This is a genomic window from Clostridium magnum DSM 2767, assembly GCF_001623875.1.
Taxonomy (GTDB): Bacteria; Bacillota; Clostridia; order Clostridiales; family Clostridiaceae; genus Clostridium_AM; species Clostridium_AM magnum.
In genome coordinates this window covers 55,926-73,670 of the sequence record NZ_LWAE01000013.1, presented here as the reverse complement: position 1 = coordinate 73,670, position 17,745 = coordinate 55,926, and the positions used below count along the sequence as shown (strand labels likewise).

The window sequence follows — 17,745 nt, the reverse complement described above, 5'->3', positions numbered from 1 at the left end:
CTAATTTGCTAAAATCCTTTGGATAAATATTCTCAACTAAATTGCACACTCTTTTAATTCAATGTTCCTAACTGCAAGTCTTACCTTGTGTTCGATACCTATTTTTCTGTCATATTTATTGCCTGCACTTATTATCCATGCAGCTCCATCAGAGGAATATAAACTTTCAAGACAGTGATTTAGTATCTTAGGATCTTGACAGCCGAATAAGTGGAACTTAATATTTGGATATTTTATTAGAGTATTATTAACCCATGATATAATGATTGAATTTACTCCTTTACCACCACTTAATTTAATAGGAACTGTACCACCTAAACCGATATTATCAGCTCCCAATTTTATATATTCATCAAGTACAGAATAATCTTCACCTATGTGGAATGTTGGCATTGACTTTATGCCTATAGCCTTGAAGAATTTGAAATTTTCAAGGGATACTTTACTGTCTACGAAGTGATCTAAACTTACAACATAATCTATATACTTAGAATTTTGATATATATAATTGATGTAATTTAAAATCTCAACGTCTTGGTCCTCATCCTCCAAATCCACACCACCATGATATTGAGAATAAAGATAATCAAGAGCTAATTCCTCAACGGATAATTCCCTTTCAAAAGTATCTTCAATTCCTTCCCTATAATCTGCTAGGGATATATCAATATCTTGATTAGAAAATGAATATGCTCCACTATCTAAGATTATTGTAGGTCGGTATCCTTCTGCCCATAAGGATTCAATGAAGGTACTCAGTTTATACTTTCCCTTTTGATTCTTCCAGGTAGCATATGCTAGTAACAGGTTTTTTGGCTTTGCCATTTTAACGGCTTCTATGTCCGGCCTCTTAGGTGATAGTGAAAAGAACATCTTCCTTAAGTGCCTCTGATACTTGTGTGTAAAGGTAAAGTCTTTAAAATCCACCATTAAATCAAAGATATTTAGTTGGTTTTTATCAACCTTTCTTTTCATATGCTAAAATCCTTTCAAATTTTAATTTTCTTAAATCCTGATTAACAGTTAATTTACAAAGCTTATTTCTACTCCAACTATATAAGCTCTGATTTTTTTATTTGCTATGTCCTTTTCAAATTTCTCATAATCCGAATCGGTCATAGATTTAAAATTTACTAAAACTTGATTTTTTCTAGTTTTGTAATAAACCATAATCATATCAATTACTCCTTATAAAGCTTGAACAACTAAATTGTTGCTGCTAACTCTGCTGGATAAATCTCTTAGTTTAAAAACCCCATCTGCTACTCTTTCAAATTCTTGGCTATACTTACCTAGAACTTGTCTGATTTTTTCTCTAACATTATTGTTAGTTTTAGCTTTTTGGTGCTTACTAAGAGCTTCATAAAGTTCTCCTACACTTGCCTTGCCTCCCATGTTTTCAAGAGTTGCTTGTACAAGTGTTTTCCAAGTTATTTTTTCACTCTTTCTTATGTCAACATTTACTGATTTAACAATGTGACAAGGAAAAATGTAATTATCATCTTTTCTAATAATTACCAGATACTCATGTTGAATCGGAATGAACTTTGCTCCAGAATACTTTATGGAATCAGAGATACAATTGTGTTGCTCTTTTATAATTACTTGCTCTAGTGTTCCATACATATCCATATTCTTGAACATGCTATAGTACTTCCCTCTATATCGGCTATCCCCCATAACTATTGCCATTCTACCGCCCTTACGTAGACTTGCATAAAAGTTGGCTTGTATTTTATTAAACCACTTAGTGAACTCTACTGGATCAGTTATATGACTTCCATCTGAACTGTGCTTTTGCTTTCCCCATTCAACACCACTGTATCTAGGCATTGAGCTTCCTTCAAAAGCCATGTATGGTGGATGCCACAATATAAAGTCTGAGCTGCAAGGTAATTCCATGTTTAAAGCATCAAATTCGCCCCAGCGAGGATTTAGGTCAAGACATAGGTTATTTACTCCCATTTCGGAGAAAACCTGATGTGATGTGCCTCCTCCCACCATTGGATCAATAGCGAATTTTGGATTATAGAATTCTATTAAGTCTTTCACTAAGAGGCCACTAAAATTCCCACGCCATTGATTATTTCCATATTTTCCCCTGACGAAGTAACTAGCAATAGTAGTTAATCCTTGAAGCTTAGTCATTTTGAAGTTTGGATTATTTAGATCACCAGTAAGTTTAGTACCATCTTCAAATTCAAGAAGTACCTCTCTTACTGCACCTCTATTTCTTGTTCTTCCAAACTCCTTAACCTCCATGTTCAATACCTTACCTTTTGCCATATATGGAGCTAATAAATTTAAATCCTTTACTGTTATCATTTTTAAAAATCCTCCTAATTATAATTTTCTTAAATCCAGAGGGAGAAGTATTTTATTTCCTCTCCCTCTTTAGTAATTTGCATAAATCCAATTTGATGTTTAAGCTAACATAAGCTCTAATTCAGATAAAGCTTTGTATGCTTCTGGTAAATTAGCTACTGCATTGTTATAGCTGCAGATAACATTGTCAATTTTCATAGAGATTCTTTCAGCCTGTTCGCCTATTACTTCTATGAAAATCTCATCTCTGTGATAGGAAACTTCTACATCTCCTAATGCTTCTAAGAATCTTATCTGCTCCCTTAACAACCTTTCCTTTTTACCTAACTCCATTTCTAATTCCTCTGCTAATTCTTTACTTAGTCTTAAATTAGAAACATTAACATCCTTTACCTCAACTGAATAGCTTGTTTTTACGAATTCCATCATCATATTTGCTCAAATCCTTTCTTTTAGTATTTTTTTAGTTACTTAATCTCTTCTACATAAACTATTTGTTCATCAGCTCCGTTTTCTAGTCTTCTTTCAAGATTAGATAACTGCCATTCACTCATAGTTTCCGTAAATTCCTGTCCGTCCAAGTTGTAAGTTACTTTGAACTTCTTCATACTAATACCTCCTATTTGTAAAAACCTTTTTAAGGAAATAAAAAAATCTAACAAACTTCCATTAATTTTGGAAATCCATTAGATTTGCATATATCCTTATTCAATTTGCCGAAAAAAATTTAATTTGAAAAAAATCCACTGCCTTAAATATATAAGACAATTTTTAAGTTAAAATGTATTTTGTTATACAATAATTATAGCATTTCAAACCGTAAAATGCAATATATATGATTCATCAACTCATCATATAGTTAGATAATAATTAAAATTTACCAGGATATAAACCTGTTAAAAAGGTTACTATAATAGCGTAGGGTATGTAACAGTTGAGCCAAGATTTATATATGCTTCTAACTAGAGGTGTATATGGGTAGGCCAACGATTATATATAGGTTACTAAAGATAGCTTATATATAGTCAGAGGGAAGATTATATATTGTGGGGAAAAGCTTTAATATAGTCGGTTATACTGATTATATTAGGGTTCCAACTTATGATATATAGTCGAGCTAAGATTATATGAAGTGTTGAGATGGTTATATATAGCCGAAAGGTTATATATAGCTGTGTAGGTATTTTATATAGTCGAAGAAACCATTATTATAGGTAATGAACTGCTTTATTATGGTGGAAACATCATAGTGAGGTAATACATGTTATCTATAGTGGTGCAACTTAGATTATTACATGCTCTCATTAAAGAAGGACTATAAGCGGATTTTTATCCTTAATCTGCTTATAGTTCTTTTTTATCAATTCTAATAAAAGAATAGTTTATACAACCAAAAGTATGATAATTTTATTTTTTATCATACTTTTCCAACTTTTATTAAAGTGTTAAAATGTAGATTGTTGCTAATATTACTTAACATATAAGAATTGATAGTCCTGTGTATAAATAAGCACGTTTAGTTGTTTTTTTATATATGATATAACCAATAATAGCAATGGCTATTGGAAGAAATACTAAGTCACCTTTTACAAAACTTCTTGCTACCCCATATATAAGCCAATATAAGTCTTCAATTGTCATCTAAAATCCCCTCCTAATTATTTATTTTAAAAAAGCATATATTAAAAATCAATTAAAATAGGAGAAGTGCAAAATTTAAAGTAATCTTTGCACTTCTAATAAATCTGTTAAGTTAAAACATAATTGCTGATTAAATTCAGAAATTACAGCTTAAACTTTATCTCAAATTTCTCAGGAGATTCCTCGATAACAATGTCCTCAACATCCTCTATTATCTCTCCAGTTTTTTCGTTAACTATTACATTGTCTTTTATTTTTAAATCATTTTTCAATCCCTGCCAATCAAGTTCCTGTTTTGTTTTTATATATTCATCATGAGCATTCATGATTACATACTGTAACAAAACATTCTCTTTATCTAAGCATTTAATACTCTGTGTAGCCTTCTTCTTTATGATTTCACCAGAAGCAAGCTTGTATTTCCACATAGTCTTACTTTCCTTCTTTGATTCCTTTGGCAGTGATTCAAAGTAATCACTTAATAGCTTTTCAAAGAAACTTTTGTTATTATTTATATCTTCTAATTCAACAGCCAACTCTTTTTTCAACTGATCTATCTTGGATTGCAGAAAATCCACTTTAGCCTTAACTGATTCCTCATACTTTCTAGCTCTAATGTCTAGACATTTCACTTTTTCTAAGTATAAATCTGCTTTCGCATAAGAAGTTATAGTAAATCTTTCTGCATACTTTACAGGATCATAGCCTCCTACTTCCTGTTGTATTTCTCCTTCTATTAAATCACTATAAAATTCATCTAAGTCCACCGCTAAATTATTATTGTTTAAGTTTATTACTTTTTCCATTTGCATAAATCCTCCTAAATTTTAATTTGTTAAAATCCTTAATTTATTTATTCAACTATCTCATGAGCTATTAAAATGTCTTTGCTAACTCCTAGTTCCTTAGAAATTATATCTATAGCTTCATACTTGCTTGAAGCATCAATAACCCCTACTAGAATTGAGCCATTAATATCAAGCCAGTTTTCACTATCAACTTCCTCTGGAGTAGAAACATATTGAGTGTCCCTTACATAAGAATCGTGGATATGCACCATAAATGTTCTTTCCTTCTTTGGTATTAGATCTATGGTATCCTCTTCTATTCTTGACCCTATAAGGCAATGTTCACAGTCAGCTTTAATTGTAAAATCCTCATAGTTTTCACCTGTTACATCCTCAAAATGTTCACAAGCCTCCTCATATGTTAAGAAGTTTGCATGACCATCAAATAATCCCTCTCTCATAAAAATAACTGTAAAAATATCAATTTTCATAATTTGCACCTATCCTCTCAATTTGCTTAAATCTTTAATAAAGTAATATCACCGTATATATAGAGATAAAGGGAGATAAATCATTTATCTCCCTTATTAAGCTATGCCACTATAGCTGAAAGTTTTTTAATAATTACATTAGCTTGGCTAATAGTAAGCTTTTCTATAGATTCAGCATTGTACTCCTGTAACAGTGCAGCTTCATCCTGGTTTGTTTTCTTAATCAAGCTCTTTACATAGTTGATCTGCCCCGGTGAAGCAAAGTTAGTTGTATTTCCTGTGCTACTATTACCTTTTGCACCTGTTTGTGTACTGCTTGCATTAGCTTGTCCTTCAGAACTGTTTGTATTTTGAGTATTTGGTGTAGTTTGTTTATTGTATCCTGCACCTCTAGAATTGCCATTGCCAGTGTTTCCTGAGCTACTGCCCTTCTTATCGTGCCAATTCTTATAAACTGCTGATTGGTCACCATCAATGTAAGCATTAAGCCTAGTCATTTCATGGTCGGGGATAAACTTGCCATCCTTAAGCTCTATCCATATTGAAGGTAATTCATAAAGATATCTGCCTATTCCCCATTGAACTGCAGCACGTTGTCGGCTAGGTAGGAGGGATTACTCCCTCTTTCCCGCCTAAGAACCGTACTTGTGACTTTCACCACATACGGCTCAAGCATACATTTATCGGTCATTATAGTAATTAACTATTTTCTGATTACTCTTCCACCTTTAACTCTCCATTTCTTCTCTGCTCTTAATTGAACTTCAGTAGGTAGCGTTCCTTTAGCTGGATGTAATCTATGATGGTCAATATGACAGCTGATATGGACTAATTGTTGATTTTTAATTGTGTCATTTCCTCCCTTTATTTTAGGAATTTTATGATGTCTTTCTAGTCCTTCTCTGCCATCAATTATTGAGTATCCACATAGTGGGCATTTATAATTTTGCTTTTTAGCAAGCTTCTGCCTTAGAGCAACGTTATCCCTTTCAAATTCTCTAATATCCCTTCTTTTGAAGTAATTTTTAAGACTTTTATCAAAAGGGCTGTTATTGAATTTGATAAGTTCATGCCTTACTATAGGTCTCCAAGAAAACATTGTGAGTTGTTTACCAGTGATAGTGTCCGTTAGTATCCATTTGTTTTTACTTTGTCCATATCTATCTGGTTTATAGTATTTTCCCTTTTTCCATTTCCAACTTTTTGTAGGATGTAGTCCTTTCAAAATCTTATATTGTACCTTGAAAATATGGTTGTCCATAGTAGAGAACACCTCTGAGGATACCTGTGTACTCCAGTAGTTTGCTGTACCAAGAATTATAGGGTTTAATTTATCTATTAGTACCCCTACATTGTTACCCCGTACAGATTTGGCTGTTTCAGAAAGTGTTTTTTTAGCTCTCTTTATGGATTCCTTGGATGGTTTAATTAAAACCTTATATCCACTTTTTGATGTTGTAATTTTGTACCTTCTTACGTTAAACCCAAGAAAGTCGAATCCCTCATCAATGTGTGTTATTTTTGTTTTATCCTCTGCTAGTTCTAGTCCACGCTTATCAAGATATGGTCTTATTCGCTTATAAATACTTTCTGCTTCTTCCTTACTGCTACATATAACAACAAAGTCATCAGCGTATCTTACTACTGCCTTAGTGCCTTGGTTTTCATAGACAACACCATCACGCTTTTTATTGAGTTTTTTATACGTGATTCCTAATTCTGCCTCCATACCATGTAATGCTATGTTTGCAAGAAGTGGCGATATAATTCCGCCTTGAGGTGTTCCAAATTCAGTTTTATTGAATACACCATTGTCTACGAATCCAGCTTTAAGCCATCTCTTAATAATATTATTTGCTGGAAATTCCTTTATTTGTTCCATAATGTAGCTGTGATTTAGGTTATCGAAACAACCTCGGAAGTCTCCTTCAAATATCCATTGCTTTTTACTATTAGCCTTGGCTATTTTACTATGAATTGCAGTAATTGCATCATGGCAACTTCTCTTAGGTCTAAATCCATAACTACTAGGTTCAAATCTAGCTTCCCATTGTGGTTCTAGTGCTAACTTTGCGATATTTTGATATACCCTATCTTTTATAGTAGGGATACCAAGAGGTCTTAATTTACCATTTTTCTTTTTAATATAAGTTCTATAAGCTGGTTTTGGATTATGGCACATGATGTTCATATTTTTCATTTTGTTGTACAGTGCCATTCTTTCTCTTTCAGTGAGAGCTTTGTATCCATCCACTCCTGCTGTCCTTTTACCTTTATTAATTTGTGTTGTCTGTCTGATAGATAATAATAAAGCTGCTTCACTTCTCATCAATAATCTCTGGAGGTCTCTGACCTTTCGTTTATTACCACAACTTTCCGCATGGTATATCCGCTGCTGTAATTTCTCCACATACCTTTGTATCTTATTCCAGTTAATACTGTCCCAAGAGGTAGGAGATACAGTGGACTTCTTGATGAGCATTCTTTGTTGACTGACTGAAGTGTTCATCACACATTACCTCCCTTTCTGTGGAGTATTTACTTTTTCGTTTTATTACCATGTTGTACACCAGTTAGAAGTCAGCACCCTTTCAGGTTATATCATTAGATACTATCCACTCGGTTATGTCCGTTCCCGTTACCTTTCGGTGTAGTGGCTTTCGCTTTTTCTAACATCCTTTACCCACTAGAGAATTGGGTCTCCCTCTCCATAGGATTGTTTGACTTACCAGTTTATTTTGTAAATTGGACTCTATTGGGCTTATCAAGTTCGACTTTGTATAGATACGAATAATTTAGGCTCCTTCTATACACCGGTGATGTAGGTTACAGCGTGATGGTCAATGAATCCCACCTTTCTATAATCACAATCCAAGGTATCAGCGTTCTTTCCTTTGGTTTCCGATAACGATGCTTATGAAGGTTCACTTAACGTTAGCCATGTCATCCTTTCCCTTGCCCTATATCTCTATAACACTTAAGGATATATTAGGCTTTCCCTCATGCAACCTACCATTGAATTACTTCAATCGCAGTTTCGGGCGGGAATACCTTCGTAACTAAGGTAACTGGATTGCTCCAGTACTATACTTTTAGAACAAGTCGCTTCTTGTCGCACTCATTGAATCGGATAATCCTCCCTTGATAGCTTCAAAGTCGGAACATTCTGCTCCATCAATCTTATCAATCCATTCAAAGGAACCATCTTCATATACTACTTTAATACTCAATTCACAAAGTTGACTTCCATTGTGCCAAGGTACATATTTATTTTTCCAGTAACCTTTTCCCACAACTTGGTCTAATCTTTGCTGTATTGCCCTATTAGTTATATAGGGTAATGCCATTCCCTTGGACTTATCCTTAGTTGTTGATCCTACTCTCCACTCTACATCATCAGAAGTGAATTTTGCCTCTAATTTCTCTAATTTTTCTACGTTTGATACCATTGTCATGTTGACAACCTCCTTTAAATTTGCTTAAATCCTTTTTTTATTTGCAAAAATCTATTCTTGAACTGGGATGCCCAGCAGCAAGCCACCTTGTAGGTTCGTGGGAAAGTCCCGCGATACTACATTAATTGCCTCCCGGCGCTACATTTAGTTTAAAAACACATCAACAAACAAAATATAATATTATGTATGTATTATGTATTAATAAACTCTAATGTAACGTATTAGGTTGCATTGGGGTTTACTAGAGAAAAATAAAAAATCCCTAAGTCTATACCTTCTGCGGTTATAGATTTACGGATTTGCTAAAATCTCTATTTAATTTGTAAAAATCTTTAATATGTGCTTAAAAAAGTCAAATTTGCATTTAGCAGCTAGCCTTAATACAAAAACTAGCTTGGGGTTTTATATAATATTTATGTTTTTATTATATCATCAGCTTTAAAATAATGCAATCTATTTTATTGATTTTCTCATCATATAGTTTGCATTACTTTATTGAAGATATTATAATATCTATGAAATATATAGTTGAGAAGTATTCATAATAATAGGAAAACAGAAAAAAGAATTCCCGAAGCATTAGTACATTACTGCAATTACTTTTCTACATGTCTTATTCCGCCTCCAAATGACCAGTAATCCCTCTCAATAAAATCAATAAATTTATCTGAAAATTCATCCTCTGAACAACTTTCAGGAACTGTTACACATCCATTTATTTCAATTTCTCTTGTCTTAATGAAATCTTCATCCCCGTCTTCTTCAAGAGAATCAAGTATTCTCCTTGCGGCTTTTCGGTATTTTTCTATTCTTTGATAATCCTCTTCTGTAGGATTTTTGATTCTTGTCAAATCCATATTATCACATAGATCGGCTAGCTTTACATGACTGGCAATTCTACTATTTATAATTCTACCTATAAATTCATCATAGCTTTCATTTCCTCGCCTTGTTAAGGCATCTAAAGCAGATAATATTTCTTCTGAAAACCCCTTATTTCTTAAGTAATCTAATGTAATATCTGTATCTTCAATTACATCATGAAGCACTGCACATATTCTCTCTGTTTCATTTATTCTTGAAAACATTAATCGTAGTGGATGTAATATATATGGTTTACCAGCTTTATCAATTTGTCCTTGATGTGCATTTGTTGCTATGAGTATGGCTTTTTCAAGCATATTAACACCTTCCTCCATAAACTAATTAAAATATTAACCTATATTTTCACCTATATATTTCTTCATAATCTTAATAAATTTATTCCAGTATGGTGGATATTCATTGCTGCCACACTTGCTGATTTTATTACGATGAGGGAATCTTATCACAAGTTCCCACTGTGTTCCATCACATATATCATTATCATAATATTTATCTTTCCAACATGCTACTTCCAAAGAAGTTAGTTCTTCTATAAAAGCAAGCCACTGTTCTGATGTCAAAGGTATTTCTTTTAATACTATATCTGGATACAGATTTATTTCATTCTTAGGATGTTTCAAATCAGCATACATTCCACCTGGAGTTTTTGCGTACTTTATTACTTTATTTTTTCGTTTTCCATCAATGTATATAAAATGAGATGTACCAAAATAACCTCCCACAAAAAACTCAAGAGAATTCATTTCAAACAAAGGAAACAAATCACCACCGCCAAAGTCCTGTCCACAAGTTTTGCAGTGTCTAGTTGGATCATTATTTGAAATGCAGCAGCCGCCTAAAGATATTTCACCTCGTTCTGCTTCTTCAAAGGCTTCATATGTTGGCATACCATATAAAATTTTTACTGTGTCAGTTGACCCACAAGCAGGGCATTTTTTCTTAGGCATTATATTCACCTCTTTCTAGTTTTATATTCACTATTATAATAAAATAATTACTTAAAGCAGTTCTTATTTAAGCTACATATTATAATGAATATACTTTTATAATAGCCTTTTCAACCGTTACCCTTGTAACTTTTTAAGCCTATAGGACGCTCCTTCTTCTATAATCAATGAGTAGTTCATGCCTTTCTATTATATTTAATCCATTTAACCTCCTGTGCGGAATTCTCCCATCCTCTTAGGTGGTAGGTGGATAGCACTTGCCTTTAGGCAATACATTCGCATATATAGTTATTATTTCTATTTATTAATTCTATATTATCTGTGCTTATTTGCTTATACTTTGGAGATAGTTGAATATACTTTCCATCTATGTCTTGTACGTATACCATGTTCCCACTAAATCCCGATATAAAACCTATACCTCCGTTTACTTTGACTTTATCATATAAACACCACTTCTTTTCTTTGTATATTATTTCTTTAGTGTTTTTGCTATTTCTTTTAGATTGTCTATTTGGTGTTTTTCTACCTTTTCTAGCTACTGCTTCATGGAGACTTCTTTTCTTTTTTCTAACTTGTTTGACATGATACCAAACATCTGATTCTTTAGCTAATGAATTTCCACTTATACATCTTGCATCTATTCTATGTGCCTTTTCTAACTTATTTGTTATTCTTATGGTTTTGGTTATATACCCATATGTCATTTTTACATTAGGATATATTTCTTTTAGTCTGTTGTAAAAGGTCCAACGCATTATCCCCATGAATGTAGAATCCTTGAAGCTTTTTCCTCGTTTGAAGGTCTTGTTTAGCTTTCCTGAATGATAATCATTATGGCAATCTTCGCAAAGTGTTATCAAATTAGCAGGTGCATTACCACCTACTTTTCTTGATTCTATATGATGAACATTTAGTATCTTCCCTTTGCAATTTTTCTTACCTTGGCATTTATGACCATCTCTAAATAACACATACTCCCTAACATTCCAAAAGTCCAATTGATTTCCTTGCTGATACTCTTTCCCTTGTATGGTAGGATTATTTATTTTCTGTATATTAAAACTTGCTACTTCTACTATGGTTTCGCTTATCGGTAGTAGTTGATTAACTTTTTCTATGATTCTAAAATGACCTTGAATTTTATTTTCAATAGATGGGGCTAACCACCCTTTATTTTTCGATTTCACTCTATTGAGAAATCTTGATTTTCTATATCTAGTCTTTCTGTTTCGTCTACTTCTTCGATATTGTTTTTTAGTTGATAATAATTCAACTATATCTGTTCTTAATTCCAATTCAGCAGAATATAATTCTACTTTTTTAGTAGTTGCTGAAATTCCTATAGTTTTAGAACCAGCATCTACGCCTAGAGTTATATCTTGTTTTGTTTCTCCTGTTGATGATAATAGTTGAATCGTAAAAGGATTATATGAGTGTATTTTAGCTTTCCCTTGTTTTAGCAACACTCTTGCTTTTCTTTGAGATGTCGGCATTAATGGTTCTTTTCTTTGATTAATAACGTATACTCTCAAGTTACGTTCTCCTTTCAGAGTTATTTACCCTTCGCCAATGTTGGAAAGCCTTCACAATGTGGTTGACTGTTCCTTGCCCTTAGAACTTTTACAGAGCCACGAAAGAGCCAAAAACTTGGGTATCATTTTTGGGTTTCTACATGCAATCCAACGTAGTGAGTGAACACTTAGGCTAGACAACTAAGACTTCGTAGGATTATTCCTACAAGCCTCCTCTTCTATAAGAGGGGGGTAGTTGACATAAACATTAATCGAAGTCTAGCCACCCAATCTTTTACCTTAGATATTCTTCATATAAATTAATTTTCCTTCTAAAACAAAAAACATGGAATTGATACAGAAAAATTTACTGCATTAACTCCATGTTTTTTATTTCAACTTTATTACATACTACTTATTCCACATACAATTATTCTTCTTCATGGGAGCTTCTTTTTCTTATCTTTGTATGCCTGCAATAGCGTTCATAGTATTCGTCAATGTTTAATATAGTTTCTAGCGGAATTCTTAAACTTTTACAAGTTCCCCACATTATCTTCGTACTAATTTTTTGAGCACCCACCTCTAAGTTTAAATATCCATTGTAAGACAATCCGATTGATGTAGCCATTTCTTCTATCGTTTTATTATTTAGAGTACGGTATCTCTTAAAATTATTAATAGAAGGTCTAACAGCCTTAAATTTAACTTTTTTAGGTGTTCCATCAGCAGATTTCTTAACCTCTACTTCACCCTCTTTTTGGTTAATATCCAAGGTATCTGTTAGGTAGAAGTCGCTTATATCTCTTCCATTTGGTATTTTATATTCTTTGCTTAATATTACTTTTCCGTTTACTACACTGATAAAGTCATCATCTACATCATATTCAAGGGCTGCTATTTCTTCACCATAGCCCATATGAATCATCATTTTAGTTAATTCTTTATCTTCATCCCTAGCAAAATTAATATCAAATTCATGGTCTTTTATTTCAAATTCTTTCTTAAAGATAGCTTCTAAGCTAAGTACCATGTTTCCATCTTCAACTTTGCTCTTAACAACTCTATACTCATTAAACTCCACACTTAACTTCTCAGGATCAGTTATATCCTTATCCTCTTCTTTAAACTTCGCTTCTAATTCATCTGATTTTTGAGCTAAGTGTTTTTCAATTACTGGATTCCTACCAGATATATATTCTATTAAATCATCAATACTAGGATCTTCTTTTTTCCTAGTCTTTTGTTTTTCATATAATTCACGTGCATCTTGCAATGACATTGTGAATACACAATCTGCTATATAAAACTTTTCATCTGTAGTGTCACAGATACATTTTTTCTGCACATCATACATAGCGTAAAAATTCATATGAGATTTTCTTTTATTTTTATCAGAAAAATGTTTTATATATCGTATCGTTGTCTTTCCACTGAAATTCTTATCCTGAGCTTCCACCGCAGTTAAGAAGTTTCTATCTATCAATAGCTCATCCGCTAATTGTTTTACAGGAATCTTGTGTAATTGTTCTCTCCAAATCTTAATGTTATTTGGTATAGTGTTTGGAATCAATTCTTTTGTATATCTTTTCGTATGCTCTCTTATTTCCCCAATACTCATTTCGGGCATAATTAAACCCTCCTAATCATAATCATATATTCTATATCTAATTTATCACTTAAATAAAAAAATACTATTGGTGTATTATACCTATATATATACAATTGTATTGTATTTGTTTAGTTTTGTCAAACTATATAATGATATATACAATCGTTTCAAAAGTTTTTACATTAGATAATATGACCTCTTAGGATATTTTGAGTATATCTTTCGTTTTTATAATCAAGCAGTACATCTTTAGCGTAATTTTCATATAAATATGGGTCAATAGATACTCCAGCTTCTTCATCCATCAGCTTTATAGGATCTAAAATAATTGATCTCCTGTATATTCTAGGTGAGGTTATAGCCTCAAATATATCCGCTATGGTCAGTATCTTAGACATGTAATGTATTTCTTCACCTTTTAAACCATCTGGATAACCAGTACCGATAAACTTTTCATGGTGTCCTCTAAGTATCTTTCCATACTCTTGTGACTTATTACTATCGAAATAAAGCCCTTTTATATTCAACATAATTCTCTCTGATTCTATCGAATGAGCTTTCATTATTTCTCTTTCCTCTGAATTAAGTGCCCCAGGTTTAAATAATATTTCATCAGGAGTATCGCTTTTTCCTATATCATGTAGAAGGCCTAGCATAAATAGTTCATCTACCTCTGACTTGCTTAACCCACTACTCTCCCCTATCTTCCGAGCTAAGAGAGCAACATTAAATGAATGAAATAATAATTCAGTTGAAAAATTCCTGCTGCTAGATAAAAAACTCACTACATTGTTTGGCACATTCGCAACTATATTCTCCATAGCTTATCTCCCTTTATTAAAGTAACCTCCAATTACTACTTACTATAATCGTTTTTGACTTAATTAATAATTTTATTTACTTTTACCCACCCTATGATTATATATACAATTATAAAGGCATATCGTTAATATTTCAAGAAATAAAGAGGTTAATGCTAATAAACTTGCATCACCTCTCCCTAGATTAAAGCTGTATTGCAGCGTAATTTAACTCTGTTAATTTTGCTTTAGCTTTCCCATTTTCAGATTTCATATCAAACCTTATAAAGCTCTTATTTATTTCATTATCTAAAACTCTTAAGTCATGAGTATAAATAATACCCATGTCTTTAAAATTAATATTAGCTTTTAGAGTTGATTTGAATATCTCAAATAGGTGAATATCATCTTCACCAATTATAATAAATTTAGGTGGCTCCATCTTATCGGCAGTAGGTGTGAAGTAATTATAATATTCTTCATATTTTTTTAGTCTTTCAATAGCACTCTCTCTGTATCCTTGATAACTCCTCACTGATTCAAAGAATATTTCCTCTTTTTTACCCTGCACATCTAATGTGATTAGTAAATGAGGATTAAAGATGTTCGCTGACTTTACTAATTTGACTGATGGGTTTATTTCATATGATGCCAAATTCTTTACCTTTACCCTAAAAGCCATTAACACCTGATTTCTAGCCAGAATCGACTTCATATCTCCAACTCTTATACTGTCCGTTGGCTTCCACTTACATGGATAGTTTCTGCCCAGTAATAATGTCTTACCATGCTTCTCTAAACAATATATCCTTAAGTTAGTTTCTGTTTCTTCATTAAAGAATAGATACCTTCCAACAACCTTGCAATCCTTTAGGAATTTCAACCTTCTATGAACTTTTTCTTGGGTTATATCTTCTACATTTCTCAGAAGCAGGTATTGAGTTACCATTCTGCTAGTAGCAAATTCTAATTCACTTACTGCTTCTAGGATCAGATAGTCATATGCCTTTATTTGATTCCTTTGTACTCTTGATATTACTTCTTCTAATCTTACATTTCTATTTTGTCCATCATACTTTGCACCTTCATTTTCGTAGGCACTGAAAGGACTTTTTACTACTTTAATTTTATCATCTGAAGTAAATAAACTATCCATTGCATCCTCCTGTATTTAAAAATAATAAGACCACCGCTAGAGTGGTCTTGACTTATTATCCGATAATTCTTAGCTTAATTTTAGTCCTCTTCTTATCAATAAGTTCAATTTTCACTCTCACTTTATCTCCATATTTGAACGTTTTTCCAGGGACAAAATCAGCTAAACCCTCGAATGCCTCACTTAACTCGATAAAAACTCCAGTATCCCAAATCTTCTTAACTCTTCCTAATACAGTAGTTCCTTGTTTAAAGTATTTATCTATTTCTTCAAACTTAGGTAAAAGCTCTTTTCTGCTGAAAGAAATAGTTAATCCTCCCTCCGGCCTAGGCTCGACTTCTGTAACTACTACTGTTGCTGCCTGCCCAACTTTAAGAATTTCAGAAGGATGCGCTATTGGTACTCTTGTAATATCTCTAATAGATAGTATACCGCTTACATCTCCACCTATATCTAACCAAGCTGCATAGCCTTGAATTCCTATTACAACTCCATCTACTACATCACCAACTTTTAACTCTCTAACATATCTTTGGCGTACTTCCTCTACTGCTTCTTTTCTAGAAAGGATAGCTGTAACGCTTCCATCCTCCTCCAATTTTATATGCTTAACTTTGAATGGTACATATAAACCTACTCTGCCTTGGCATTTTCCTAAATGAACAAGACCATCTTTTTCTACTCTATAAGTTACTTCTTCTCTAGCTATGATACCTTTGATTCTCTCCCCTAGCTGTATCTCTAACGAACCATCTTCATCACATTGTATGCAGTAACCACTTAGAGTTTTATTTGTATGCATAGCATTTTTTAGTTCCTTTAAAATCTCTGCATCTGTAGCATTATCATTTCCATTTAGTCCTAATATTATTTCCTCAGGCTTCATTTGGTTTGCATATCTATTCATATTGTTAAGGCTTCCTCCTTGAATTTAAATTTGTTAAATCTTATTTTTTATTTGTAAAGATTAATTTTCTAATTATATATTGAGGTCTAGCTACGTTTCCTTCCATGTACTCTACCTGTAGCTCTCGCCCTGCAACTAGTAATGATTTATACTGCTTTAAGTTGTCAATCATCTTCTGATGTTCTTCCTTCATTTGTGGGTTTTCTTTATAAATAATAATTTCTATTTCAGAGTTAGTACTCGAATCTAATGCCCTACCTTTTAAAAATATAACTGCATTTTCATTGATTATTGGCTTATCCTTTAACACTATTTTGGTTACAGGATATGTATGGGCTGGAGTTATTACTCCAACATCATCTATATCAGAATTACCTTCACCACTGTATTCACCCTCAACATATAGATATGCAAGCACTCCCATATTTTTTAGACATTCTTTCTTACCATTGGCTACTGCATTTTTTTCAGCAGTTCCCAAGGAAGTATGTCCTCCGTACCCTATTCCTTCTACCTCATAATAGGATACAAATGTAGAAGAAGGTTTACAGTTATCTTCATTGTATATTGTCCAGTTACCAATGCTCAGTTTGACATATACTTTGTAATAATGCATGTCACTTTTACCTTCTCTTTTAACTATATCCTTTTCAACTACATCATGTTCGAACCTAATATGATCTGCTCCAAAGACTTCAAATACTCGCATTAATTGCATGGATAGAGGAACTCCCTTACTAACAAAATCATCTCTTTCTCTTCTGACTATTGCATTTTCTTCAAAGGGTAATTGTAGTAGCGGAAGTAATTTCGTTATGTGCTCTGGTGTGATTCGAGATTTATCAAAGTTTACTGGAGCTGGTAGATTGTTTTTTTCTCTTTCTTTATTTAATATCTCCTTATCTTTTTGTAATATCTCCTTATCTTTTTGTAATATCTCCATCAATCTTGTATCACCTCTGTATATATAAATTGTTATTTTTTATCCTTGTATTTAACTTATATATGTATTATAAAACAATAAAATTATTTATACAATACTTTCTATATAATTTTATACAAAATCACATAGTTTATCTTTCCAAACATATTTTTTGAACCTAGTATTTACCTTTAAGTCTCTATTAAACCATTTACACTTATTATAGTAGGGTTTTGCAATATAGCATATATCAAAGTTAATGGATATGTAACATTAGATTCCCAGTTTTCTGTATTTTAAAA

At 32.5% G+C, this 17,745-nt stretch carries 18 protein-coding genes and 1 pseudogene; all 19 read right to left on the bottom strand.

Annotated features, from left to right (window positions below):
- Positions 1-36: 36 nt before the first annotated feature.
- On the bottom strand, positions 37-975 hold the full coding sequence (locus tag CLMAG_RS27760) for a hypothetical protein (protein ID WP_066630457.1): 939 nt from the start codon (positions 973-975) through the stop codon (positions 37-39).
- A 48-nt stretch (positions 976-1,023) separates the two neighbouring features.
- A complete protein-coding gene (locus CLMAG_RS32740) occupies positions 1,024-1,176 on the bottom strand; it encodes a hypothetical protein (protein WP_161487047.1) in 153 nt (50 codons plus the stop codon).
- 12 nt (positions 1,177-1,188) lie between these two features.
- Complete coding sequence (locus CLMAG_RS27755) at positions 1,189-2,325, bottom strand: TRM11 family methyltransferase (RefSeq protein WP_066630453.1); 1,137 nt, start codon at positions 2,323-2,325, stop codon at positions 1,189-1,191.
- A 99-nt stretch (positions 2,326-2,424) separates the two neighbouring features.
- On the bottom strand, positions 2,425-2,757 hold the full coding sequence (locus tag CLMAG_RS27750; RefSeq protein WP_066630451.1) for a hypothetical protein: 333 nt from the start codon (positions 2,755-2,757) through the stop codon (positions 2,425-2,427).
- Positions 2,758-2,792: 35 nt separating this feature from the next.
- Positions 2,793-2,933 carry a hypothetical protein gene (locus tag CLMAG_RS32735; protein WP_161487046.1) on the bottom strand — a complete coding sequence of 47 codons (141 nt, stop codon included), beginning with the start codon at positions 2,931-2,933 and terminating at the stop codon, positions 2,793-2,795.
- A gap of 865 nt (positions 2,934-3,798) precedes the next feature.
- Positions 3,799-3,966, bottom strand: a complete 168-nt coding sequence (locus CLMAG_RS32730) for a hypothetical protein (protein WP_161487045.1) — start codon at positions 3,964-3,966, stop codon at positions 3,799-3,801.
- A 143-nt stretch (positions 3,967-4,109) separates the two neighbouring features.
- Positions 4,110-4,772, bottom strand: coding sequence for a host-nuclease inhibitor Gam family protein (locus CLMAG_RS27745; RefSeq protein WP_073393333.1), 663 nt, complete (start codon positions 4,770-4,772; stop codon positions 4,110-4,112).
- A 47-nt stretch (positions 4,773-4,819) separates the two neighbouring features.
- Positions 4,820-5,245 (bottom strand): hypothetical protein, encoded by a 426-nt coding sequence (locus CLMAG_RS27740; protein ID WP_066630449.1) that lies wholly within the window; start codon positions 5,243-5,245, stop codon positions 4,820-4,822.
- A 101-nt stretch (positions 5,246-5,346) separates the two neighbouring features.
- The gene (locus CLMAG_RS27735) at positions 5,347-5,742 is read right to left on the bottom strand and encodes a hypothetical protein (RefSeq protein WP_066630447.1); all 396 of its coding nucleotides are present in this window, start codon (positions 5,740-5,742) and stop codon (positions 5,347-5,349) included.
- A gap of 206 nt (positions 5,743-5,948) precedes the next feature.
- Positions 5,949-7,754, bottom strand: a complete 1,806-nt coding sequence (gene ltrA, locus CLMAG_RS27730; RefSeq protein ID WP_082832126.1) for a group II intron reverse transcriptase/maturase — start codon at positions 7,752-7,754, stop codon at positions 5,949-5,951.
- Positions 7,755-8,337: 583 nt separating this feature from the next.
- Positions 8,338-8,700, bottom strand: a complete 363-nt coding sequence (locus tag CLMAG_RS27725; protein WP_066630445.1) for a Rad52/Rad22 family DNA repair protein — start codon at positions 8,698-8,700, stop codon at positions 8,338-8,340.
- Positions 8,701-9,461: 761 nt separating this feature from the next.
- A pseudogene (locus CLMAG_RS27720) lies at positions 9,462-9,881 on the bottom strand (GTP pyrophosphokinase); the annotation flags it as partial.
- A gap of 33 nt (positions 9,882-9,914) precedes the next feature.
- Positions 9,915-10,532: a hypothetical protein gene (locus CLMAG_RS27715; RefSeq protein WP_175562212.1), complete on the bottom strand. Its 618-nt coding sequence runs from the start codon at positions 10,530-10,532 to the stop codon at positions 9,915-9,917.
- 263 nt (positions 10,533-10,795) lie between these two features.
- Complete coding sequence (iscB, locus tag CLMAG_RS27710; RefSeq protein WP_139264261.1) at positions 10,796-12,067, bottom strand: RNA-guided endonuclease IscB; 1,272 nt, start codon at positions 12,065-12,067, stop codon at positions 10,796-10,798.
- 409 nt (positions 12,068-12,476) lie between these two features.
- Entirely contained in the window at positions 12,477-13,676 is a 1,200-nt protein-coding gene (locus tag CLMAG_RS27705) for a hypothetical protein (RefSeq protein ID WP_066630443.1), read from the bottom strand.
- Positions 13,677-13,840: 164 nt separating this feature from the next.
- A complete protein-coding gene (locus CLMAG_RS27700) occupies positions 13,841-14,479 on the bottom strand; it encodes an HD-GYP domain-containing protein (protein ID WP_066630441.1) in 639 nt (212 codons plus the stop codon).
- Between the two features lie 184 nt (positions 14,480-14,663).
- Positions 14,664-15,614, bottom strand: a complete 951-nt coding sequence (locus CLMAG_RS27695; RefSeq protein WP_066630439.1) for a hypothetical protein — start codon at positions 15,612-15,614, stop codon at positions 14,664-14,666.
- Between the two features lie 55 nt (positions 15,615-15,669).
- The gene (locus tag CLMAG_RS27690; RefSeq protein WP_066630437.1) at positions 15,670-16,521 is read right to left on the bottom strand and encodes a S1 RNA-binding domain-containing protein; all 852 of its coding nucleotides are present in this window, start codon (positions 16,519-16,521) and stop codon (positions 15,670-15,672) included.
- A 40-nt stretch (positions 16,522-16,561) separates the two neighbouring features.
- Complete coding sequence (locus CLMAG_RS27685; protein ID WP_066630435.1) at positions 16,562-17,464, bottom strand: hypothetical protein; 903 nt, start codon at positions 17,462-17,464, stop codon at positions 16,562-16,564.
- Positions 17,465-17,745: the final 281 nt, after the last annotated feature.

Coding starts and splice junctions, on each gene's coding strand:
- CLMAG_RS27715 (WP_175562212.1), bottom strand. CDS start 10,532: ATGCCTAAGAAAAAATGCCCTGCTTGTGGGTCAACTGACACAGTAAAA.
- CLMAG_RS27695 (WP_066630439.1), bottom strand. CDS start 15,614: ATGGATAGTTTATTTACTTCAGATGATAAAATTAAAGTAGTAAAAAGT.
- CLMAG_RS27755 (WP_066630453.1), bottom strand. CDS start 2,325: ATGATAACAGTAAAGGATTTAAATTTATTAGCTCCATATATGGCAAAA.
- CLMAG_RS27725 (WP_066630445.1), bottom strand. CDS start 8,700: ATGACAATGGTATCAAACGTAGAAAAATTAGAGAAATTAGAGGCAAAA.
- CLMAG_RS27760 (WP_066630457.1), bottom strand. CDS start 975: ATGAAAAGAAAGGTTGATAAAAACCAACTAAATATCTTTGATTTAATG.
- CLMAG_RS27700 (WP_066630441.1), bottom strand. CDS start 14,479: ATGGAGAATATAGTTGCGAATGTGCCAAACAATGTAGTGAGTTTTTTA.
- CLMAG_RS27690 (WP_066630437.1), bottom strand. CDS start 16,521: ATGAATAGATATGCAAACCAAATGAAGCCTGAGGAAATAATATTAGGA.
- CLMAG_RS32740 (WP_161487047.1), bottom strand. CDS start 1,176: ATGATTATGGTTTATTACAAAACTAGAAAAAATCAAGTTTTAGTAAAT.
- CLMAG_RS27750 (WP_066630451.1), bottom strand. CDS start 2,757: ATGATGATGGAATTCGTAAAAACAAGCTATTCAGTTGAGGTAAAGGAT.
- CLMAG_RS27735 (WP_066630447.1), bottom strand. CDS start 5,742: ATGACTAGGCTTAATGCTTACATTGATGGTGACCAATCAGCAGTTTAT.
- CLMAG_RS27740 (WP_066630449.1), bottom strand. CDS start 5,245: ATGAAAATTGATATTTTTACAGTTATTTTTATGAGAGAGGGATTATTT.
- CLMAG_RS32730 (WP_161487045.1), bottom strand. CDS start 3,966: ATGACAATTGAAGACTTATATTGGCTTATATATGGGGTAGCAAGAAGT.
- CLMAG_RS32735 (WP_161487046.1), bottom strand. CDS start 2,933: ATGAAGAAGTTCAAAGTAACTTACAACTTGGACGGACAGGAATTTACG.
- CLMAG_RS27705 (WP_066630443.1), bottom strand. CDS start 13,676: ATGCCCGAAATGAGTATTGGGGAAATAAGAGAGCATACGAAAAGATAT.
- CLMAG_RS27745 (WP_073393333.1), bottom strand. CDS start 4,772: ATGGAAAAAGTAATAAACTTAAACAATAATAATTTAGCGGTGGACTTA.
- ltrA (WP_082832126.1), bottom strand. CDS start 7,754: ATGAACACTTCAGTCAGTCAACAAAGAATGCTCATCAAGAAGTCCACT.
- CLMAG_RS27685 (WP_066630435.1), bottom strand. CDS start 17,464: ATGGAGATATTACAAAAAGATAAGGAGATATTACAAAAAGATAAGGAG.